12 protein-coding genes are annotated in these 21,350 nt (G+C 52.7%); 3 read left to right on the top strand and 9 right to left on the bottom strand.

The genetic code is table 11. The features are described from left to right. Window positions 1-46 precede the first annotated feature (46 nt). Window positions 47-7,441 (top strand): cell surface protein SprA, encoded by a 7,395-nt coding sequence (gene sprA / locus ACO08I_RS10005; RefSeq protein WP_421949231.1) that lies wholly within the window; start codon window positions 47-49, stop codon window positions 7,439-7,441. A 55-nt stretch (window positions 7,442-7,496) separates the two neighbouring features. Here sprA and ACO08I_RS10000 read toward each other — a convergent pair whose 3' ends face one another. After that, window positions 7,497-8,627 carry an alkaline phosphatase gene (locus ACO08I_RS10000; RefSeq protein WP_421949230.1) on the bottom strand — a complete coding sequence of 377 codons (1,131 nt, stop codon included), beginning with the start codon at window positions 8,625-8,627 and terminating at the stop codon, window positions 7,497-7,499. Between the two features lie 80 nt (window positions 8,628-8,707). After that, on the bottom strand, window positions 8,708-9,805 hold the full coding sequence (gene dprA, locus ACO08I_RS09995) for a DNA-processing protein DprA (protein WP_282775551.1): 1,098 nt from the start codon (window positions 9,803-9,805) through the stop codon (window positions 8,708-8,710). Between the two features lie 300 nt (window positions 9,806-10,105). Here dprA and ACO08I_RS09990 point away from each other — a divergent pair, with 300 nt between their 5' ends. Beyond that, window positions 10,106-10,639, top strand: a complete 534-nt coding sequence (locus ACO08I_RS09990; RefSeq protein WP_282775552.1) for an SH3 domain-containing protein — start codon at window positions 10,106-10,108, stop codon at window positions 10,637-10,639. Between the two features lie 197 nt (window positions 10,640-10,836). Here the strand turns inward: ACO08I_RS09990 and ACO08I_RS09985 are convergent, their stop codons facing one another. The 3 genes from ACO08I_RS09985 to ACO08I_RS09975 form a co-directional block, all read right to left on the bottom strand. Then, window positions 10,837-11,556, bottom strand: a complete 720-nt coding sequence (locus ACO08I_RS09985) for a glucosaminidase domain-containing protein (protein WP_421949229.1) — start codon at window positions 11,554-11,556, stop codon at window positions 10,837-10,839. Window positions 11,557-11,999: 443 nt separating this feature from the next. Beyond that, a complete protein-coding gene (locus ACO08I_RS09980) occupies window positions 12,000-13,145 on the bottom strand; it encodes a cystathionine gamma-synthase (protein ID WP_044222242.1) in 1,146 nt (381 codons plus the stop codon). 147 nt (window positions 13,146-13,292) lie between these two features. Further along, window positions 13,293-13,568 carry an HU family DNA-binding protein gene (locus tag ACO08I_RS09975; protein WP_044222245.1) on the bottom strand — a complete coding sequence of 92 codons (276 nt, stop codon included), beginning with the start codon at window positions 13,566-13,568 and terminating at the stop codon, window positions 13,293-13,295. Window positions 13,569-13,765: 197 nt separating this feature from the next. Between ACO08I_RS09975 and ACO08I_RS09970 the strand changes: the two genes are divergently transcribed. Further along, entirely contained in the window at window positions 13,766-13,957 is a 192-nt protein-coding gene (locus tag ACO08I_RS09970) for a hypothetical protein (protein WP_282775554.1), read from the top strand. A 2-nt stretch (window positions 13,958-13,959) separates the two neighbouring features. On the opposite strand, the gene ACO08I_RS09965 is transcribed toward ACO08I_RS09970, so the two are convergent. From ACO08I_RS09965 to ACO08I_RS09950, 4 genes are read right to left on the bottom strand one after another with little or no spacing between them, the layout of a single operon-like run. After that, a complete protein-coding gene (locus ACO08I_RS09965; RefSeq protein ID WP_282775555.1) occupies window positions 13,960-15,273 on the bottom strand; it encodes an ABC transporter permease in 1,314 nt (437 codons plus the stop codon). 2 nt (window positions 15,274-15,275) lie between these two features. Beyond that, the gene (locus ACO08I_RS09960) at window positions 15,276-16,694 is read right to left on the bottom strand and encodes an ABC transporter permease (protein WP_282775556.1); all 1,419 of its coding nucleotides are present in this window, start codon (window positions 16,692-16,694) and stop codon (window positions 15,276-15,278) included. A 13-nt stretch (window positions 16,695-16,707) separates the two neighbouring features. Beyond that, window positions 16,708-18,492 carry an ABC transporter substrate-binding protein gene (locus tag ACO08I_RS09955; RefSeq protein WP_421949228.1) on the bottom strand — a complete coding sequence of 595 codons (1,785 nt, stop codon included), beginning with the start codon at window positions 18,490-18,492 and terminating at the stop codon, window positions 16,708-16,710. A 49-nt stretch (window positions 18,493-18,541) separates the two neighbouring features. Then, window positions 18,542-20,344, bottom strand: a complete 1,803-nt coding sequence (locus ACO08I_RS09950; protein ID WP_421949227.1) for an ABC transporter substrate-binding protein — start codon at window positions 20,342-20,344, stop codon at window positions 18,542-18,544. Window positions 20,345-21,350 lie beyond the last annotated feature (1,006 nt).

Raw genomic sequence — 21,350 nt, 5'->3', positions numbered from 1 at the left:
CTACGGATTAAGCGATGCCTCGTGCAAGAATTCCATGATGTTGAATATGAATAAACTACTGATACTCGCTACGTTTTTGTGTGGGATAGCAACTATTGCTCTGGGAAGTGGCCCTCACCTCAGTGAAGACCCCTACAGCAGCAGCTACACGGTAGCTTCGGATACCATCCCGGACATCGATGAGCGCTACGGCGACTTTCTGACGAACCCGAATTCCAATCCATTTGACCTCAATGACCCCGATGCCGTTGAGCAGAGTGTGGAATTTGACCCGGCTACCGGGCAGTATATCATTACCGAAAAAATTGGCGACGACTTCTACCGCCCGCCTACCTTTATGTCCTTTGATGAGTACCTCGACTTCCGTCAAAGGCAGGATCAGCAGAATTATTTCAATGAGCTGGCGGGCATTAGTTCCACCGGGGCTACCGGGGCCCTTGACCCCATTGAGAAAATCGACGTGAAGGAAAACCTCCTGGAGCGCCTCTTCGGTGGTACAGAGGTGGACATCCGCCCGCAGGGTAATATCGACCTGACCTTCGGCGTCAATTCCAGTATCACGGAACGCCCTGACCTGCCCGAACGGCAGCGGAACCTGACCAACTTCGACTTCAACATGAATATCAACATGAACGTAGTCGGTAAAATCGGGGAAAAGCTGAACCTGACCACCACTTACAACACCAACGCCAACTTCAACTTTGACAACCAGATTAAGCTGGACTACAACTCCGATAACTTTGAAGGGGGAGAGGATGCTATCCTGCAGAAAATTGAAGCCGGTAACGTAAGCCTGCCACTCCGGGGCAACCTGATTCAGGGCGGGCAAAGCCTCTTCGGTCTGAAAACAGAACTAAAATTCGGGCACCTGCGCCTGACGCCCATTGTCTCCCAGCAGCGTTCCCAACAGGAAAATATCCAAATTGAAGGCGGTAGCCAGGTGCAGGAGTTTGAAGTCCGCGCCGATGAATACGACGAAAACCGCCACTTCCTCCTGACTTTCTACAACCGCGACAACTTCAACCGCTCTCTGCAGAACCTGCCGCAGATCAACAGCCTCTTCAAAATCAAAAAGCTTGAGGTTTGGATCACCAACGACCGCAACGAAGTAACGGATGTGCGGGATATCGTTGCCCTGGCTGACCTTGCCGAGCCGAACCGCCTGGTTAGCCCGGATAAAATTACCCAAAATCCTTCCTGGAATAAACGCGACCTGGTCAACCGGGACCTGCTCCCTGATAACTCCGCCAACGACCTCTACAGCCGTATCATCTCCCGTGGCGAACAGGTCCGGGATATCGACCGCGCGGTCTCTACCCTCAAAAACGACTTCGAGCTGCAGCAAACCCGCGATTTTGAAAAAGTAAGTGCGCGTAAGCTACAGCCTTCAGAATACACCTTCCACCCGGAGCTGGGCTTCGTCTCCGTGAATATCAATGTGCAGCCCGATCAGGTGCTGGGCGTGGCTTTCGAATATGAATACAACGGCAGCATCTTCCGGGTAGGAGAGATGTCGATCAACAACAGCACAGTTGGTACCGATACCACCGACCTGACGCCTAAGGTGCTCTTTGTGAAAATGCTCAAGAGTACCACGCAGCGGACCGACGTGCCGACCTGGGACCTGATGATGAAAAACGTGTACCCTATCGGTGCCTTTCAGGTGAATCAGGAGGACTTCCGCCTCGATATTTTCTACGATGATCCCGGCGCAGGCCAAAAGCGATTCCTGCCGGAGACCAACATCGCAGGCATTCCGCTGCTGCGCATTTTCAACCTCGATAGCCTGAATACACAAGGCGACCCGCAGCCCGACGGTATCTTTGACTTTGTGCCCGGCGTAACCATCAACCCCCGAAACGGGCGGATCATGTTCCCGGTCCTGGAGCCTTTCGGTGCTGCACTGGCCAGGCAGATTAACGACGAAGAACTCCGGCGAAAATACGTTTATGACTCCCTTTACCGGACTACCGTATTCCTGGCGCAGGAAGCCGCCGAACAGAACCGGTTTATCATCCGGGGAGAATACAAATCGAGTGTCTCCTCAGAGATATCGCTCGGTGCCTTCAATATCCCTCCGAACTCGGTGACAGTGCGCGCCGGCGGGCAGGTACTACAGGAGGGCCGGGATTATGAGGTGGACTACACCATTGGTAAGGTCCGCATCCTGAATGATGCCATCCTGCAATCGGGCGTGCCGGTGAATGTTTCCTTTGAGGACAACACCCTTTTCGGCTTCCAGCAAAAGACGATGGTCGGTTTGAGGGCCGACTATGAAATCGATGAGAACTTTAACATCGGTGCGACCTTCCTGAAGCTTTTCGAGCGGCCGTTTACCCAGAAAGTAAACGTTGGAGATGACCCCATCAACAACAATATCTACGGGATGGACCTCAACCTAAGCCGTCAGGCGCCCTGGCTGACCCGTGCAGTGGATGCCCTGCCTGGCTTGTCCACGAAGGAACCCTCCAGTATAACGGTAGCTGCTGAGGTGGCCGCTATTCAACCTGGCCATGCCCGGGCCATCAGCCTCAACCCGGTGGACGAAGGGGGCGTGGTCTACATCGATGACTTTGAAGGCAGTGGTGCAAGCTTCGACCTCCGCGCTCAGGCCAACCGTTGGTTCCTGGCCAGTGTGCCGCGGAATGACGACCCGGGCGCAGAACAGCTTCTCCCGGAAGGGCAGCTCATCAATGACTTGCGCTACGGTGCCAACCGGGCTCTGCTCAACTGGTACCGGATCGATCAGGCGGCCCGGGGTGGGAATGATAATGCGAATATTTACACCAGCCAGGTGCCTCAGCTTGAGGTGTTCCCTAACTTGCAGTTGCAGCCCAACCAGTTACCGAACGTGCAGACCTTTGACCTGCGATACTATCCTACGCTGCGGGGCCCTTACAACTTTGATGTCCCTGAAGGCTATCCCGGCTACACACGCGGGGTGGAAACCTCCAATGGGCGGGTGGAACTCAGAGACCCTCAGACCCGGTGGGCAGGTATTATGCGTGACATGACCACCAACGATTTCCAGTCTGCCAATATTGAATTCCTGGAATTCTGGATGCTGAGCCCTTTCCTGGACGAGTCCGGGCAGGGTGCTGCTTCTGACGCTGATGCCAAGCAGGGAGACCTCTATATCAACCTGGGTAACATTTCAGAGGATATCCTCCGGGACTCGCGCCTGTTTTACGAGAACGGCCTTCCCGGACCGACCAACCCCAGCCGCCCGACCAATGATACGGAATGGTCACGGGTGCCGGTATCTCAGCAGATTACCCGGGGCTTCGACATCGATGAGGCGACACGCGAGCAGCAGGACGTAGGCCTGGATGGCCTGAGCGATGCCGCTGAGCGGATCAAATACCAGGATTACATCGAGGCCATTTCGGCGACCAACCCGGTGGTGGGACAGCAGGTGGCAGAAGATCCTTCACAGGACAACTTCCGGTACTATAACGATGGGCAATGGCCCAATGAAGCGGGGGTTTACGAGCGCTACATCCAATTCAACAACCCGGACGGCAACTCCCGCTCCGCTTCCCAGAACACCGGTAACCAAAACCTCCGCCAAACCGGTACCAACATCCCGGATGCAGAGGACCTCAACCAGGACAATACCCTGAATGAATCGGAAACCTACTTCGAGTACAAGATCCCATTGCGCCGTAGCCTGGAGAACCCCGGTGAAATTGACCTTGAAGAGACACCTTATATCACCGACCGCAGGCAGGCTTCCAACGGACGGATCTGGTACCGTTTCCGCATCCCATTGACGGAGCCCGATAAGGCAGTCGGTGGCATCCGGGACTTCCGCTCTATTCAGTTTATGCGGATGTACCTGCACAATTTCAATGCGCCGGTGACGCTGCGTTTTGCCCGTCTCGAACTGGTAAGAAACCAATGGCGGCGTTACCGCCCGGACCTGTCTGAGGTAGGAGGCCCTGCCACACCGGAATGTATTGACGACGAGACCAACTTCACGGTCGATAACGTCAATATCGAGGAGAACAGCGGTCGTGAACCGTTCAACTACGTGCTGCCGGAAGGTATTCAGCGGGAACGGGCAGTAGGCGTTTTTACCAACCTGCAGAATGAGCAGTCCCTGTCGCTCAATATCGAAGACCTGTGTAACGGGGCGACCCGCTCGGTCTTCAAAGTCATCAACATGGACATGCGGGTTTACGAACGCTTCAAAATGTTCATCCACGCTGAAGAAAAGAATGGTACGGAGATTCCGGAGGGTGCTACCTCTATTTTCGTACGCCTGGGTAGTGACTTCCAGGGCAATTATTACGAATACGAAATTCCGCTGACGATGTCGGAAGTGGAGGACCTATCGGGAGCGCCAACCAGCTCTTCCTATAAAAATGCAGTTTGGCGGCCGGACAACGGGTTTGACTTCGCGCTGAAAGACTTTGTAGAGCTTAAAAAGCGGCGCAACGAGGGCGGCGTAAACCTGAGCGAGGAATATGTCGAGCAGCAGCAGGTAGGCTCTAAGATTCACCGCCTGAAAATAAGGGGCAACCCCAGTGTGGGGCAGGTGAAAGTCCTGATGGTCGGGGTGCGAAATCAGTACGACTTTGTGACGGAGGACGAGAACTTCGATCTGGAGGTCTGGATAAATGAAATGCGGCTTACCGGTCTGGATGAGCGGGGCGGTGCCGCTGCTACTGCAAGGATTGATGCTCAGTTGGCGGACTTCGGTTCGATTGCTGCAGCTGGTAACATCAGCACTATTGGCTTTGGTGCATTGGACCAGAAAGTACAGGAGCGGGCCCGGGAGCGGCTGACGGGCTATGACTTTGCGGTCAACTTCAATTTGGACAAGTTCCTGCCGGATAGCTGGGGGCTTCAGTTGCCATTCTACGCACAGTTGTCCAATACCACGAGCACACCGGAATTTGATCCTTACGATTTGGATATCCTGCTGGAAGATAAAATCAGGGATGCAGATAACCGGACCGAGCGCGATTCTATACGTGCTGCTGCCCAGGAGGTCACCACGATCAAAAGTGTGAACCTGACGAATGTCCGCAAAGAGCGGGCGAATAACAGTAAGGCAGCGATGCCGTGGGATATCTCCAACTTCAGCGCATCCTATTCCTATACGGAGTCTGAGTTTCGGGATCCGATTATTGAGTTTAACGAAGAAGAGCGGCATATGGGCTCTATCGATTATGCCTTTAGCAGGCGGACCAACTACATCGAGCCTTTTAAAGGGATACAGGGCAATGCTTTCAAGATCATTTCGGAGTTTAACTTCAACCCGTTGCCCAATGCCTTTAGCTTCAGCTCAATCATGAACCGGGTGTTCGAAACGACGAGCTACCGCTTCACGGATGTGGCACCGGAGTACCGGACTTTCTACAACAAAAGGTTTACCTGGGACCGGGATTATGACTTGCAGTGGGACCTGACGAGAGCTTTGAAGTTCAATTTCAATGCGACCAACAGTGCTGTAATTGATGAGCCCAATGAATCTTTCCTGGTTGAGACCTTCGGGTTTGAACAAGCGCGGGAGATCCGGCGGGACAGTATCTGGACGAATATCCGCAACTTCGGCCGGCCCAAGAATTATCAGCATAACTTAAGCGTGGGATATGACCTGCCCATCAAGCACCTGCCCCTTTTGCAGGGCTGGGTGACAGCAAAGGTACAGTACCAGGGCAGCTACAACTGGACTGCTGCCGCCCTGAACGTGGATAGCCTTGGTAATGTCATTCAGAATAACCAAAACCGAACGGCAGACCTCGACTTTAACCTGGAGCGGCTTTATGACAAAGTAGATTACCTGCGGAAAATCAACCGGGGCTCCAGAGGCGGAGGTGGCGCAAACCGTTCGCGCAGCCGACAGCCGAGTTCCCGTGATGATGACAAGAGCCAACAGGATGACGACGAGGATAAAAAGAAGAAACGCAATGGCCCATCGACCATCGAACGGGCATTGATCCGGCCGTTGATGCTGGTCCGGCGGGTGCGTTTTAATTATAATGAGCAGTTTTCGACTACAGTGCCGGGTTACATGCCGCAGTCCCAGATACTGGGTATGACGGATTTTGACTCTCCGGGCTGGGGCTTTGTGGCTGGACTGCAGCCAAATATCCGAAACTTAACAGACGACCAGTTGTTCAACCCCAATCCAAATAATATTGAGGGAGATTGGCTGAGGGAAAACGAGCAGTGGATTACCGGGAGTTCCTTCCTCAACCGGGAGGTTATGCAGACCTATTCGCAGCGATTTGATGCGCGGGCTACCATTGAGCCTTTCCAGGACTTCCGCATTGACCTGGAGCTCAACCGGACTTTCACAGAGAATTACTCAGAGACGTTCAAGGATACCCTCCCCGGCGATGGCGTCCGGCGGCTGGTGCATACCATTCCCTACGAAACGGGCAGCACACAAATGACCTACAATGCGCTGAGTACGCTATTCCGGGACAGCCGGGATGATATCAGCGAGCTCTTTAATACTTTCGAAGCCAACCGCGTCATTATTTCCCGTCGTTTAGGAGTGGGAAATCATCAGGATGAAAACCTTAGCGCGCTGGGTTATACCCGGGGCTATGGTAATACACAGCAGGAGGTTATTCTGCCTGCTTTCATTGCTGCTTACCGGGATGTGGACCCCAATAGTGTGCGGTTAAATATTTTTGATCAAATGCCTTCTGTCAACTGGAGGATGCAATACAATGGCTTATCCCGGATTCCATTCTTTAGGGATATCTTCCAGAACTTCTCTATCTCCCACGGGTACCGGTCCACGCTTAGCGTGAATAACTTCCGGTCGAGCCTGCCGTTCCTGGCCACCCGGGCTACCGAGCCCATAGATACCGGGACGTTCAACTTTTATCCGCGTTTGGAGATTGCCGATGTGGTCGTTCAGGAACAGTTTGCTCCGCTGATTGCATTGGATATGACTCTGCAAAATGGTATAAGCCTGAATGTGGATTACAAAAAATCCCGTACACTGGCCCTGAGTACCGTCAACTACCAGCTGAATGAAACTCAATCCGAGGAGTTTACCGTTGGGTTTGGTTACCTGATCCGTAATGTAGACATTCCGTTCCTGACAGGGAGCAATAAGAAGCGAGACCGTAAAAAGGAAGAAGAGGAGGAGCAAGACCCTAACCAGCAAAATCAAGGTAGGAATAACCGGCGAGGCGGCGGTGGCCGGGGTTTACAAGGGCAGGACCTGGATATCAACTTCGATATGTCGATCCGGGATGATATCAGCTTTGCCCACCGGTTGGATGAGGGTATTCAGGAGCCTACCCGGGGTACTTATGCCTTTTCGATATCGCCTTCAGCAGAGTATGCGATCAGTCAGCGGCTCTCACTGCGCCTGTTCTTTGATTACCGGCGTACCGTTCCGGCTATTGGCCCGGCTGCGCCGAGAACAGATGCATCAGGGGGGGTTATCGTCCGCTTCCAGTTGAATTAAGCCCATAGGGTTTTGATGAAAAAAGCAGTTGCAGTACATCCGCAACTGCTTTTTTTTATTTCTCTTCTGCAGCTGTCTCCTCACCCCAACCAAGGGCTTGCACCATTTTATCGTAGATGGCAGTATTTTCATAAATGCCCCGGAAGAGTTCTGCCCGTGGTCCATAAGCAAAAACAGGCACGAGGCTGGCGGTATGGTTGTCTGCTGTCCACCCGGCAATAAGAGAGTCCCTGGTGGAGCCCGGCTGAATGGCATAGCCTCCGGTCTCGTGGTCGGCCGTGACGACGACCAGTGTTTCTTTATTACGTTTGGCAAAAGCCAATGCTTCGCCAACTGCCTCATCAAAGTCCAGCATTTCTGTAATCATGTACTCCTGGTCATTGGCATGCCCGGCCCAGTCGATCTGAGCGCCTTCAACCATGAAAATAAAGCCCCGGCTGCTGCGCTTTTGCAAAAAGCGAGTGCCAATACGGGTAGCTGGCGGGAGGTATTTCCGCCCGGTCATATTTTTGGGTGGGTCTTCCTTAGCTGTGAAATAACCAAAACCCCGGCTAAAGTCAGGCGTGATCGTATACAGCTCCGTTTCGTAGGCATCATAGATGTTATAGCCGTTCTTTCTCATGTCGCTAATGAGGTCCCGGCCATCTGTATCCCGGTTGTTGAAATAGCGCATGCCTCCTCCCATGAAAAAATCGATCTCTTTATTCGTGAGTTGTTCTGCAATATCTTCGTACTGACTGCGCAGGGGTACGTGTGCGAAAAATCCGGCCGGTGTGGCGTGTACTATAGAGGAAGTGGTCAGCAGCCCGAGTGCGTATTCCCGCGCTTTTGCCTGCTCAAAGATATTGGAGACTACATTGCCGCTGGCATCCAACCCGAGCGCACTTTTATTAGTCTTATGCCCGGTGGCAAAAGCTGTAGCCCCGGCCGCTGAGTCTGTGATCAGGTCATCCGAAGCGTAAGTTTTCTGAAGGCCAATGATATTAAATTGCTCAATATTCAGGGGCTTTTTATGGCTGTACATGCCGGCACTGATCTGGCCAATACCCATACCGTCACCGATCAGCAAGATGATATTCCGGGCAGGTGGTTCGCGCTCCAGAAGCTCCAGGTTAAGGTTCTCCGGGCTTTTGCAGCCAAATGGCAGCAAGAGTAAAAAAAGCAGGTAGTGTAGCTGAAACTTCATGAAAATGATTTTACGCGCTGATAACAGGGCGGTCGGGTTTGCCAATTCAAATCGCGCTAAGTTACAAAACCCACTTGTTTTCAGACAAGGGTATACCGCTTGCCCGGAAGCGTTCGAACGACCCCTTTAAACTCCAGCCCCAAAAGCAGCGCTGCCAGCTCACTGTTGCTTTGTTGCGTAGCGGCCGATATCTGGTCGACCGGCAATAAATCCTGTTGTTTCAGGAGTGCGACAATGGTCTCCTCTCCGGGCGTAAGATCAGGGAAGAGTTCGCGCTGTATGCCCTGTTGAACATCTGACTTTTCCCAGCGCATCACGTAGGCAAGGTCGTCCACGCTTTCCAGTAAGTTGGCCCGGTGGCTTTTGATGAGCAGATTGCAGCCTGCTGAGGATCTGTCCCGTATCCGGCCGGGGACGGCAAAAACGTCGCGATGGTAGTCATTTGCCATCTTCGCACTAATCATAGACCCGCCCTGCCGCTGGGTCTCCACTACGATAAGAGCGTCACAAAGACCGGCAATAATGCGGTTGCGCATAGGGAATCGCTCCCGGTCGGGTTTCGTCTGACTGGGATATTCGGAGAGTAGCCCTCCGTTTTCAATCATTTCAAGAGCTGAATAGGTGTGTTGAGCCGGGTAGATGCGTTCCAGCCCGTGCGCAACGCAGCCTACTGTAGGGACTTCATTCGCAATACAGGCCCGGTGGGCGGCTATATCAATGCCAAAGGCCAGCCCGCTGACTACCGTTGCATTATAAGGTTTTAGCCCTTCCACCAGCTCTTCGCAGAAATGCACCCCCTGCGGGCTCGGCCGCCGGGTCCCGACAATCGCCACCGTACGTTTGGCATTTAGATCAGCGTTGCCTTTGTAATAAAGCAAAGGTGGGCTGTCGGGTAAATGCCTGAGCCGTTGTGGATACCCGGGGTCAGTGTAAAATAAAACCTGAATGCCATGCGCTTCAATAAAGTCCAGCTCGCGCTCTGCCATGAAAAGGGCATCTGAGTTGCGAATGTTGTGCAGGAGCTGAGCGCCGATACCCGGTACTCCCTTCAGTTCTTTTTCTGTCGCCTCGAAAACAGCTCTTGCTCCGCCACAGTAGCTCATTAGATTACGGGCTGTCACCGCACCAACTTTGGGGATGAGCGTCAAAGCGACCTGGTAGAAGATATCATCATTCATGTTAGTATAGCTGGCGCGGAGTAAACCTTCAGCTCATGAATCAAAATAGACCGGAATAACGGGTGAGAAGAACACCCTGCACAGACAAGACAGAATAGGCAGTCAGCATAAAGTGCACTCAAAAAACAATGCGCTGACTAGCCGTTAACCGAAATATTGCTGCCCGAATGGGCAGGCTCGGAGGACAATTCCGCGTTAATTTATAATTTCGCTTCAAAGATAGGCTTTTCAGATTATGGAAGCAATTTTTTGTAGCTTTTTTGTAGTTTGTAACACAAAAAGCGTTGAAAACAATCTTGTATGAGTGAGCAGTCTGGTGGTATGTTACCAAAGGTAGAGATCCTCATCATTGGGGGCTTTTTTATTTTGTTTATGATTTGGGCGGTCTCCAAATGCGCGGCTACGCAGGAGGCCTACGAGGAACAGGCACAGCAGGAAGCCATAGAGGAGGCTCAGGCGGATTCCCTGCGCGATGCCGGGCTGGTTGGCGACTATATGCCACTGGATACTACCGTAAAGCCCCTAAAGAACCCGGCACCTGAAGCAGAAAGCGTTGAGCCGGCTATTTCCACACCGCTCTATGTCATCACACCTGCGCTGAATATGCGCACCGGGCCGGGCCTCCGCTTCAAAATAATGGAACGCCTGGAGCTCTACGATGAGTTGCAGTTCCTGGGTGAGGTGACCGATACGACACAACGTATTGATCTGGGCGAAATCACAGCAGAAGAACCCTGGGTGAAAGTACGCACGCCAAGTGGTAAGGAGGGTTGGGTGTTTGGTGCCTGTATCGATTACTATAAGCACGAGCTTAAAGGAGTCGAGACGGACTAGTGGTCTGTCAAGGCTAAAACTAGGGGTTGCCTGCGGCGACTTTTGAGGCTACTCTTCGTTGGACAACCCCTTACGTAGCGCTGCTATGCGCGGGAACATCCGCCTTGATTAGCCTCAAAATTCGCTCCCACTCAACCCATAAATTAACACTTGACAGACCACTAGCGCCGCACAGGCACCTGCAACCCTCCCCATGGCTACAGCCCGTACACCCGGATTACCTCAAGTAGCTGAGCGGCAAAGTCGGGCTCTTCCGAAAATCCTTTGTCTTCCAGTGCTGCCGCCCAGCCACGTATATCATCCGTATCCAGTGTTTTCAGGTCGCTGTATGGGCCGGTGGTGATGAAAAAGCTGTGGTCCCTAAAACTGGTCCAGGCATTCTCATACTGCCTGAGACAATAGCCATCGTAAGACTTTTCTGCCCCTTTCCAGTCATCGGTGCAAGGCAACAGGAAGTGGTTGTTGCGCCCCTCTGCGGACCATGGAGCCGTCCCTGCCTGACTGTGCAGCAAAGCACTTGCCAAGGTGACAGCTGCCGGTATTCCGAACTTGCGCTCCTCGCTTTTTGCTACTTTGTCAAAGCGCTCAATGTATTGTCTAATCTGCTTCTGTCCGGTATGCTGCAGTCGCTCCAGGGCGTTGGCTTTCTTAGGGCTGCGCGCCGCAGCGGTTAGGTCAAAATGCTCTGTTTGGCTGGCAGTAGCATCAATGATGGCGTTATCCGTATACCGTTCACTTTTGACTGCTTTTTCCATTGGCAGCTCCTCAGGGCTTTGTTCCAGTTGTACCGGTGTGTTGAGGTTGAGCTTAAAGCTGAGGTCTTTTTTCAGGGCAACAAAAATCAGTAAGGCAGCAATGCTTAGCTTAAACCAGTTGCGCTGTAGATAATTTTTGATGTGTTCTGCTTGCGGGCTCATTTTTAATACATTTTGTTTCCTAAGATTGTGTTTAAAACAAAAGTAAAACAAAAAGTTTTTATTCGCAACCCCTGTAAACAATTTGTAGACTATTTTCTTCATCTGCCCCGGAATAGGTGGTTGTTTTCACCTTTGGAATCCTGCATCTTTAGTCAACCACCAAATTCAAATTGATGCAGAGCACTATTCCAATGATTAGCTTTTTGTGGACTGTATGGCTTTTGCTCAGGTACATAGCCCTTTCATCCATATCGGTCAGTTTGCGGACTTGGCAGAGGCTACCAACGTGGCAGTTATCAGCGATCCACAGGCGGGATACAATCATCAATGGAGCTACAGCCCCCGGGTGAACTTCAGGCACAGAATGAAGTTCGTAAAGCATAAAAAAAGGCTCCGGGGCATAACCCCGAAGCCTTAATTTTGTTGTTGATCCCGCCGGAGCCTTATAGCTGTGCCAGTGCCTGCTTCAGGTCCTGAATGAGGTCTTCGACATCCTCGACGCCTACGCTTAGCCGGATTAGTGAATCCGTGAGGCCTACTTTCAGGCGTTCCTCCCGCGGGATAGAAGCGTGCGTCATGGAAGCAGGGTGCCCAATGAGCGACTCCACGCCACCGAGTGATTCCGCCAGGGTGAAGATTTTGGTGTTGCTGAGCACTTTTACTGCGTGATCGAAGCGGTCATCTTTCAGATCAAAAGAGACCATGCCGCCAAAGTAGCGCATCTGCTTTTTGGCAATTTCGTGGCCCGGGTGGTCCGAAAAGCCAGGATAATAGACGTGGCCTACCTTCTCCGTTCCCTTGAGGACTTCCGCGATTTGTGCAGCATTGTGGCAAGCCCGTTCTACTCTGAGATGGAGGGTTTTGATGCCCCGTAGTACGAGGAAGCAGTCTTGAGGGCCAGGGACGGCGCCAACGGCATTCTGGAAAAAGTGGAACTGCTCCGCGAGCTCATCGCTGCCAGTGACCAAAGCGCCCAGGACCACATCAGAGTGGCCGCCCAGATACTTGGTAGCGGAGTGCAGGACAATATCAGCGCCCAAATCCAGCGGGTTTTGCAGGTATGGAGAGGCAAAGGTATTGTCTACGCAACTCAGGATGCCTTTTTCCCGGGCAATACCACAGACCGCTTCGATGTCCACGATGTTGAGCATAGGGTTGGTTGGTGTTTCCACCCAGAGAAGCCTGGTTTGATCCGAGATAGCAGCGCGCACCGCATCCAGGTCATTGAAGTCGACAAAGGTAGACTTAATGCCATAGCGCTCGTACACTTTGGTCATCAGGCGGTAGGAGCCACCGTAGAGATCGTTGGTGGAGACCACCTCATCCCCCGGATTGAGGAGTTTAAGTACGGCATCCATGGCTGCCAGGCCACTGCCGAAGCAAATACCATGCTTCCCGTTTTCCAGCGCAGCGAGGTTGTTTTCCAGTACAGTCCGGGTGGGGTTCTGAGTACGTGCGTATTCATAGCCTTTGTGGTCGCCCGGCGCGCTTTGTGCATAGGTGGACGTTTGATAGATTGGTGTCATGACGGCACCGGTCACGGGGTCCGGGTGTACGCCGGCGTGTATGGTTTTGGTTCCGAATTTCATATGTAGGGCTGTGTACTTTCGGCCCGCTTGTAGCGGGTTGTGGTTTAAGAATGAAGAAAAGGGCAATCTGATAAGTATACCAGATTGCCCTTTTAGGACACCGGAGGCGTTAGCCGCCACCCGGTGTGTTATAAGACTTAGCTGTAATTAAGCGTTAACAGCGTCAGAAATTTCTTTACCGGGCTTGAATTTCACAACGTTCTTAGCTGCAATTTTGATGGTTTCACCGGTTTGTGGGTTACGTCCGCTGCGTGCTTCGCGGTGGGAAACAGAAAAAGTACCAAAGCCAATCAGGGTAACTTTGTCACCGCCCTTCAGTGAGTCAGTGATGCCATCGAGCACTGCGTTCAGTGCATCAGTAGCCTGGGCTTTAGAAAGGTTCGCGCTATCGGCGATTTTGTTAATAAGATCTCCCTTATTCATTTCTGAATGTTTTAATTAGTTAAACTTAACGTGCGGCAAATTTATGCGCTGGAACTGTCATTACCAAGTTTTGCTACTCAAAAAAAATGCGCGAAGCCAGAATTTTCAAGGGTTTTGGACGTTTTGGATATATCTTTGGAGCGAATTACATTTGACACTTGTTTATTTTTCTCCTGATCAGAATAAAATTTGTATACATGCGCCGAAGCTTATTGTTATTAGGATTTTGTACGGTTATGGCTTTTCTGACGGTTACGACCTCTTCCTGCAACCGTAAAGCCGGGTGCCCGGCAGTGGAAAACGCTCATGTCAAACCTAACCGTAAGGGGGAGCTGCCCACACGGGGGGGCAAGTCGCAGCTTTTTCCAAAGAAGTTCTACAAAAATTAGATTTACTGCTTCCGGCGGGGGTCCAACGCATCGGTAAGCCCTTCACCCAGCAGGTTGAATACCGTGACCGTCACAAAAATTGCCAGCCCGGGGAAGATCGCCAGCCACCAGGCAGTGAATTTACTCCGGGCCAGGTTGAGCAGGGAGCCCCAGGTGACTTCTTCTGCAGCTACCCCTATGCCCAGAAAGGATAAAAAGGCTTCCATCAGTATCGCACTGGCGACTCCAAAGGCGATAGTGATGAGTACTGGCGTCAGAGCATTGGGAATGGCATGCCGGGCTATAATCCGCCATTCGCTGTAGCCCAGGGCCTGCGCGGCCTCAATGTACTCCAGGTTTCTCACCCGTAGCAGCTCCGCCCGGATGAAGCGGGCGATCCCGGTCCAGCCTATCAGACCGATAATGGCCATAATGTAAAAGACCGATTGTTCTTCAATGATGGCTACGATGCTCAAAATGAGTAGCAGCCCGGGGATAGAGTTGACCACTTCGATCAGCCGCATCACTCCGAGGTCAAGCGGAATGGTGACCGGTTGCGACCAGACTCCCTTGCCTTTCAACCACACCGCAAGCAGATTGACGAGGCCCATAATGGCGATAATGAGGACCAGGCTCTTGAATATTTCCCAACCAAAGGTGCCCTCACTTAGGGCAAAGGACCGGGCCTGAAAACCATAGAAGTAGGCCAGAAAGACCCCCAGCCCGTTCAGTACCAAACGAATCCGGCTAATGCTGAACCGCTCATCCCCAAAGTAGCCAGCCAGTGCGCCGAGGAAGATGCCGATCAGCGCGGCAATACTCATCGCTACAATACCGACCAGCATAGCCGTGCGGGTGCCGGCAATCATCCCGGCAGCCACATCTCTGCCCAGTTGGTCGGTGCCGAGCCAGTGCCGGAAGCGGGTGGAAGGCACATCCTGCTCATCGCCCGGAGCTACGTAGTTGCGGTTGTTGCGGTCCATCGTTTGAGCGGAGTAGGGTATAGGTGCCCAGATCACATAGTCGTAGTCGTGCTCATGCCAGCTGTTCTGGAAAAAACGGGCTTCCCAGCTATCCAGCCCGAGCCCAACCGCATAGGAGCGGAGTACCGGGAAGTGCGACTCCCCGTCCAGCTTGGCGTATATCGGCTTTTCATTGGCGATGAAGTCGGCAAAGAGGGCAATAAACCCTAGTACGTACAGTACCCGCAGCGACCAGACCGCCATCCGGTTTTTCCGGAACTGCTGCCGCACGATCGACCAGTAGCTCTGCGGGGGAGCCTGCTGTTGGCTGAGATGGTCAGCCAGTTCCTGTTCTTTGCGTACGCCAATCAGCATGGTTAATTCTTGTCTTTTCCGTAGGAGACCCGGGGGTCTGCCATTGCATAAAGGATATCAGCCACCAGTATACCGGTCATCGTCAGTATCGCAGCAAGCATTAATACGGTGTACACTACCGGCCAGTCGCGCTGAAAAATAGCATCAACGGTCAGTTTGCCCATACCTGGTATATTGAAAATCACCTCAATCACCACCGAGCCGGCAAACACCGCCGGGAAGATACTCGCAAACATCGTGATAATGGGAAATAAAGCGTTGCTGAACGCATGTTTCCAGATCACCGGTTGCGCATTCAGGCCTTTGGCCCAGGCGGTACGGATGTAGTCTTGCCGGATCACGTTCAACATGCCGCCCCGCACCTGACGCGAAATAAAGGCCAGCGCACCGTAGGCCAGGCAAAAAACCGGTAGCACCAGGTGTGTGCCGGCTTCCACAAACCGCTGCCAGAATGGTGCATCGGGCGGCAGGTCCCCCAGCCCCAGAGACGGAAACCAGTCCATACCGTACTCCGGCGTGGTGAAGAAAACCACCAGCATCGTGGCAATCCAGAAGTTCGGCAGCGAATACAGCACGAAGAGCAGCAAAGTCGTCACACGGTCAAACGTACTGTCTTTCCAAACGGCTGAAAACACTCCAATCGGCACCGACAAAAGGTAGGCAATAAGAATGGCCAGGAGGTTCATCGTCAGGGTCCACCGCAGCGCATCCCCCATCTTATCGGCCACAGGCCGGCTGTCAATAAAGGATTCTCCAAAGTCGAGGGTCAGAAAATCCGTAATCCAGTTGTGGTACTGATTGTCGAACCCGTACCATTTGATATCGGGGATGTAGAGTCGCCCGGGGCTGGCCTGAGCCTTAAGCTGACTATACGTTTCCTGCAGTTGGGCTACCGAAGTGCCGATGGTTGCCTGCAGGGTGCTGTCTCCGGCGGTTTGGCTGGCGGCTTTGTCGAGCAGGCTGCTGATGCGCTCGTCTTTATAAGCCAGGTACAGCTGTTTGATGAGTGGGCGCACGGCACGAACGGCTTCGGTTTTGCCCAGGAGTTGTTCGGTACCTTGGTCTGCCTTTCGTATTGCATGATAGTAGTTGGAAATGGCTTCCCAGTTACCATACTGTTGAATGAGCTTGACCAGGTTTTCCCTTTCATCGCGCTTGAAGATGCGGTAGAGGGTGTCGGGGTAGGCCGCAGAAGACAGGCTCAGGTAAAAAACAGGCTTGTCCAGCCCCAGGTATTCGGACGTTTCCCGGTACACCCGGTCTGCGTCCCTTAGCTCACGCTGCAGCCCTCCACCCATATCACGGTTGCGCTGTTCCACCGGGTCGCCAGGTGCCATCTTGCTCAGCCCAAAGGCCAGCAAAGATATGACCAGCAGGGTGGGCAGAAAAATCAACAGGCGTTTAAGCAGGTACTGCAGCATAAATGGCGGGCACCTAGCCCTCGGTTTTAAATTTTAATAATGCAGGGACGTAGCCCGGGAACACCGGTGTGATCGGGGCTTCCAACTCCTTATTAATGATAAGCCGGCCGGTTGGTACCAAAATGGGAATGATCGGCATAGACTCGTGGATTTTGGCCTGTAGGTCCATGTAGAGCTTTTTGCGCTCCTTAGGATCCAGGGTAACTTGTATACGGTCAATAAGCGCATCGGTTTCAGGAGTGGCAAAACCACTGCGGTCATCACCTTCGGAATGGTACTCCTGCTTGGGCTCCCAGGTGATGGGCTGAATGCCTTTGGCACCTGCCAGGAGCTCGAAGTCCCGGCGGCTGACATCTTCCATATTCACGTTGTGCTCCTGTGGGGTCAGGGTGATTTCGATGCCGGCTTTTTTGGCAGACTCCTGAAGCAGCAGCGCTACACTTTGAGAAACCTGCCGCCCGGCGGTGTACTTATATTCCAGCGATAATTCCGTGAGCACCCCGTCAATTTCTTTGTCCACAATACCATTATCATTGCTGTCTTCCCAACCGGCTTCGGTCAGCAGTGCCCGGGCCTTCTCCACTTCATAGGGGATAGGCTTGATATCCGGGTTGTGGTAAGAAGAGGAAGCAAGTACGGATCCAGTCGAAGGCTCTGCCAGCCCGGAGAAAGCCGTATTAATAATGCTCTCCACATCGGTGGCGTAGGCCAGTGCACGGCGTACTCTTGGATCTTCCAGTTTTGGGATTCGGGTGTTCAGGTAGACAAAGGCATGCACCAAAGATGGTGGCGTGTAGAAGTCAAATTTCTCAGCTACAAAAGCCGTCTCCTTCAGCTCATTGAACTGCTCAGGTGCAGTATTCGCCAGTACATCAAGCTGCCCGTCCTTCAGGGCGGCCACCGCTGCGGTCTGATCCTGAATGGGGCGGAAGATCATCTCCTGCGGATAGGATTCCATGACAATGCCTGCACCTTCCACCTGATCGCCCCACCAGTCCGCTTTGCGTTTGAGGACCAGCCGCTGACCGGTCTCCCAGCGCACCAGCTTGTAAGGCCCGCAGCCATTCACACCTTCCGGCTCCCGGCTGAAAAAGGGGCTGGTGAATTGCTCGGCAAATTGGTTGATCTTTTCGTTGCTTTCGGCGAGGGCTTTGGCTTTCTCGGTATCCATTAGGTCGGGCAGGGGGATGTCCGCCATCAACCCGAGGGAGTCATAATGGTGCACAGGCAGCACGGGCAAAGCCGCGCTGATTGCTTCTTCCCCAATGATATACTTTTGGTCAGAGTAAACAGTGAACCGCTTCGGGTTCTCCGCATCTATTGCCACTTCCTTGATGAAAGACAAGTAAACCCGGTAGGGCGCCGCCGGCACTTTAGGATTGAAGGTGGCTTTCATGGTGAAAAGGAAGTCCTCTGCCGTCACCGGGCTGCCATTGTCCCAAACGGCTTCCGGGCGGATTTCGAAGGTGTAGGAAACGCCGCCTGCGTAGGGGCCTTCTTCCAGAATTTTCACTTCAGGCGCGCTCACGGCGAGAGCCGGTTCCAGCTCCAGGGTAGTGGGGTTGAGCCGCTGCAAATAGGAAAAGGTGGCACCAATAATGGTATTGGAATAATTGCTCAGGGTCAGCACGGGGTTGAGCTGATCAGGCTCCGCATCCAGTTGCAGGCTTACCGATTCAGGGGCAATGCCTTGGTTCGTTTGGCCGGTATCTGATGCGGGATCGGGATCACTGCCACAGCTAGAGAAGCCAATCAATAGAGCAAACAACAAGAAACGGAGGGTAGAACGTAAAGTCATGTGGTCGGTTTTTAGATTGAATTGGGGCGAATTAAGGTAAAATAGGTAATTATTGGGGCGCTACATCCCGCAAAACAAAGTCCTGAACAAAAAAGCCAGGCCTTCGCGCGGAGGCCATCGCTTCGAATCGTTTGCTGATGGCGATGCGTTCCAGTGGCGAAAATAGGAAAATGTAAGGCTGCTCTTCGTATATCAGCTCCTGAAATTCCAGATAAAGCTCCCGGCGCTTCTGCTCGTCCAGGGTTACCTGTATCGCTTCAATGAGCCGGTCGGCTTCTTCATTGCGGAAGCTGACGCGGTTGCCGCCGGACGGGGTATCGCTTTCCGAGTGCCAGAGCTGCTTGGGGTCATCGGGTATAGGGGCTTGCCCCCAGCCGCTGGAGTAGATTTCGTAATCGCGCTTTTTGACCTGGTCGATCAGCACGGTAAATTCTTTGGGTTCGATATTAATGCTTACGCCGGCCCGTTTGGCATTGTCCTGAAAGAGGAGCGCCTGGTTGTTGGCAAATTTACTGGCTGAGCTGATGATATAGTCCAGCTCCAGTTCGGTAAGTACGCCGTTGAGGTTTTTATCTACGATACCATTGCCGTTGGTGTCTTCCCAGCCGGCTTCTGCCAGCAAGCTGCGCGCCTGTTCCGGATCAAAGGGGATGGGGGGCAGCTCGTCATGGTAATAAGGCTTGGTAGGGTGGAAGGGGCCCACAGTGCGGGTGGCCAGGCCGTTGTAAAGGGTGTTGATCAGTTCATCCACGTCAAGCAGGTGGGCCAGCGCCCGGCGTACCCTTTTGTCTGCCAGTTTTGGAGACTTATTGTTGAGCCCGATGAAGTAGTACACGAGTGCCGGCGGCGTATGCAGTTCATAACGGTCGCTTACCAGCTCATTGTCCCTGAGGCCGACAAAGTCTTCGGCATCAATCTGGCTCGTCACATCAATCTGTTCGTCCTTAAGCGCAGCCAGCATGGCGGTCTGATCGGGGATAATCGTAAAGACCAACCGCTCCGGTGCCGCGCTAAGCATAGGGTAATCCGCCTGCAGGGCATCCCCCCACCAGTCAGTTTTGCGGGACAATTCAATTTTCTGCCCGGTTTCCCAGCCTTCAAAAGTGTAAGGGCCGGAACCGGAAACGAAGCCTTTTTCCCGGGAGTACTTAGGGCTGTTGAAAGCATCTGCAAAAGCCTGCAGGCCCGGGTCGGACTCCACAAGGCGGGCTGCTGCCTCAGGGTCGGACAAGTCCGCCACACGGTATGGGCTAAGCAGGCCTTCCGGGTCGTAAATATGGGCAGGCAGTACTGTCATATTGCTGATGGCAGGCTCGCCGAGTATATATTTCTTATTGGCATAAACCGTGAACGCTTTGGGGTTGTCAGCATTGACCTCCACCTCGCTGATGAACTCCAGGTAGGCGCGGTAGTGCGCGGCATTGACTTTGGGGTTGAGAATGGCTTTGAGCGTAAAAGCGAGGTCATGCCCGGTGATCGGGCTGCCGTCATCCCAAACTGCGGCCTCATGTATTTCAAAAGTGTAGGCGACACCACCGGCGTTGGGGCCCTCATTGATTTCTTTAACCACGGGGGGCGCTTTTGCCAGCTGCGGTTCCAGCTCCAGCGTAGTGGGGTTGAAGTGGAGGAGGTTCAGAAAGAGCTGCTCGTTCACCACGCGGGCGTAAGTGCTTGCCGCAAGTATAGGGTTCAGCCGGTCGGGCTCGGCAGGAAGCCGGGCGTAGACGACATTGTCTTTGCGCTTGAAATCCACTCCGGAGGCTTGCCCGCCGGAAGCAGGCGAACTGTCCTGGCAACGCCAAAGAAAAAAGCTAAGCATCAGCAGTAGTACTGCGGGGCTGATTTTGATCATGTTTTCAGATTCGTTCAAAGGAAGAATAAACTTGGGACCTGCCCTAAATTAAAGGATTTGGTGAGTAATTTATAATTATTTTTCCGGAGGCGGCCTGGTAGGTATAACAAATTGCACAAAACAGAAAGTGATACCGTAGATTATATACGCCATATGAAGTGGCCACTAGTTACCGGGGGCAACCCTCTGCATTTAAGCGCTATGGCTGCTGGGGTAGAGCTTCCGGCTCTGCTCCAGCTTATCCAAGAGGCAAACAGCAAATGCTGCCAGGCTATCAAAAGTGCAGTTTGTTATGCACACGGCGGCTTGTTAGCGTGCCAATAGCCTTGGTGTGCTGGGGCAGCGTGGTGAACAAAACGGGTTTTTCTCAATCAGGTGTCTCAGATAAATGGTCGGTCAATTGAGGCTTGGTCCCAGGTACGCTCTGCTGACGAAACGGTCTCTACGGTTGAAGGTAAGCACCTGAAACGAGACCGGACCAGAGCCTTTTGCAAGACAATAGTCCGCGCCACAATGTTTTTTTTGAAAAAAACACTCAAAAATTTTGGAATCTCGCGGGGGGGGGGGTAAATTTACCATTGTTAGTAAACTATATAGAGTTACAGAAGCAACTAAGACTTCTGTCTCCTGTATGCACAAGGTATATTCGCGCAAGCGCTTAATCATCTATTGCACATTTTTATCTGGGGAACAAAATCGGTAAAGGGTATGGCTTCTGTCGTCAGCATGGTTTACTATGTCTGATAAATGTCTGCTCGTTCAATAAGAGATAGGATTGCCTGTTCACAGGTATAAAGCTTATCCTTTTGGCTGATGCATTTAGAAGCTGTCTTGATGGTTAGATTGGTTTGGAATAAAGCATCAATAGCGTGCCTCTGGGTACGATATTTGTTTGATCCGTTGATGCCCTACTTCGAACCTTTCTGCCAGGGCTTAGCCGTTCAAGTCTAAGATTAGGAGTTCTACGCCTGGAACCTTAATAATTGGGTTCTTACATGTATAGATA

It is taken from the genome of Phaeodactylibacter xiamenensis, from assembly GCF_965229835.1.
In the GTDB taxonomy this organism is placed as follows: Bacteria; Bacteroidota; Bacteroidia; order Chitinophagales; family Saprospiraceae; genus Phaeodactylibacter; species Phaeodactylibacter xiamenensis.
This window is presented reverse-complemented; position numbering and strand designations above follow the sequence as displayed.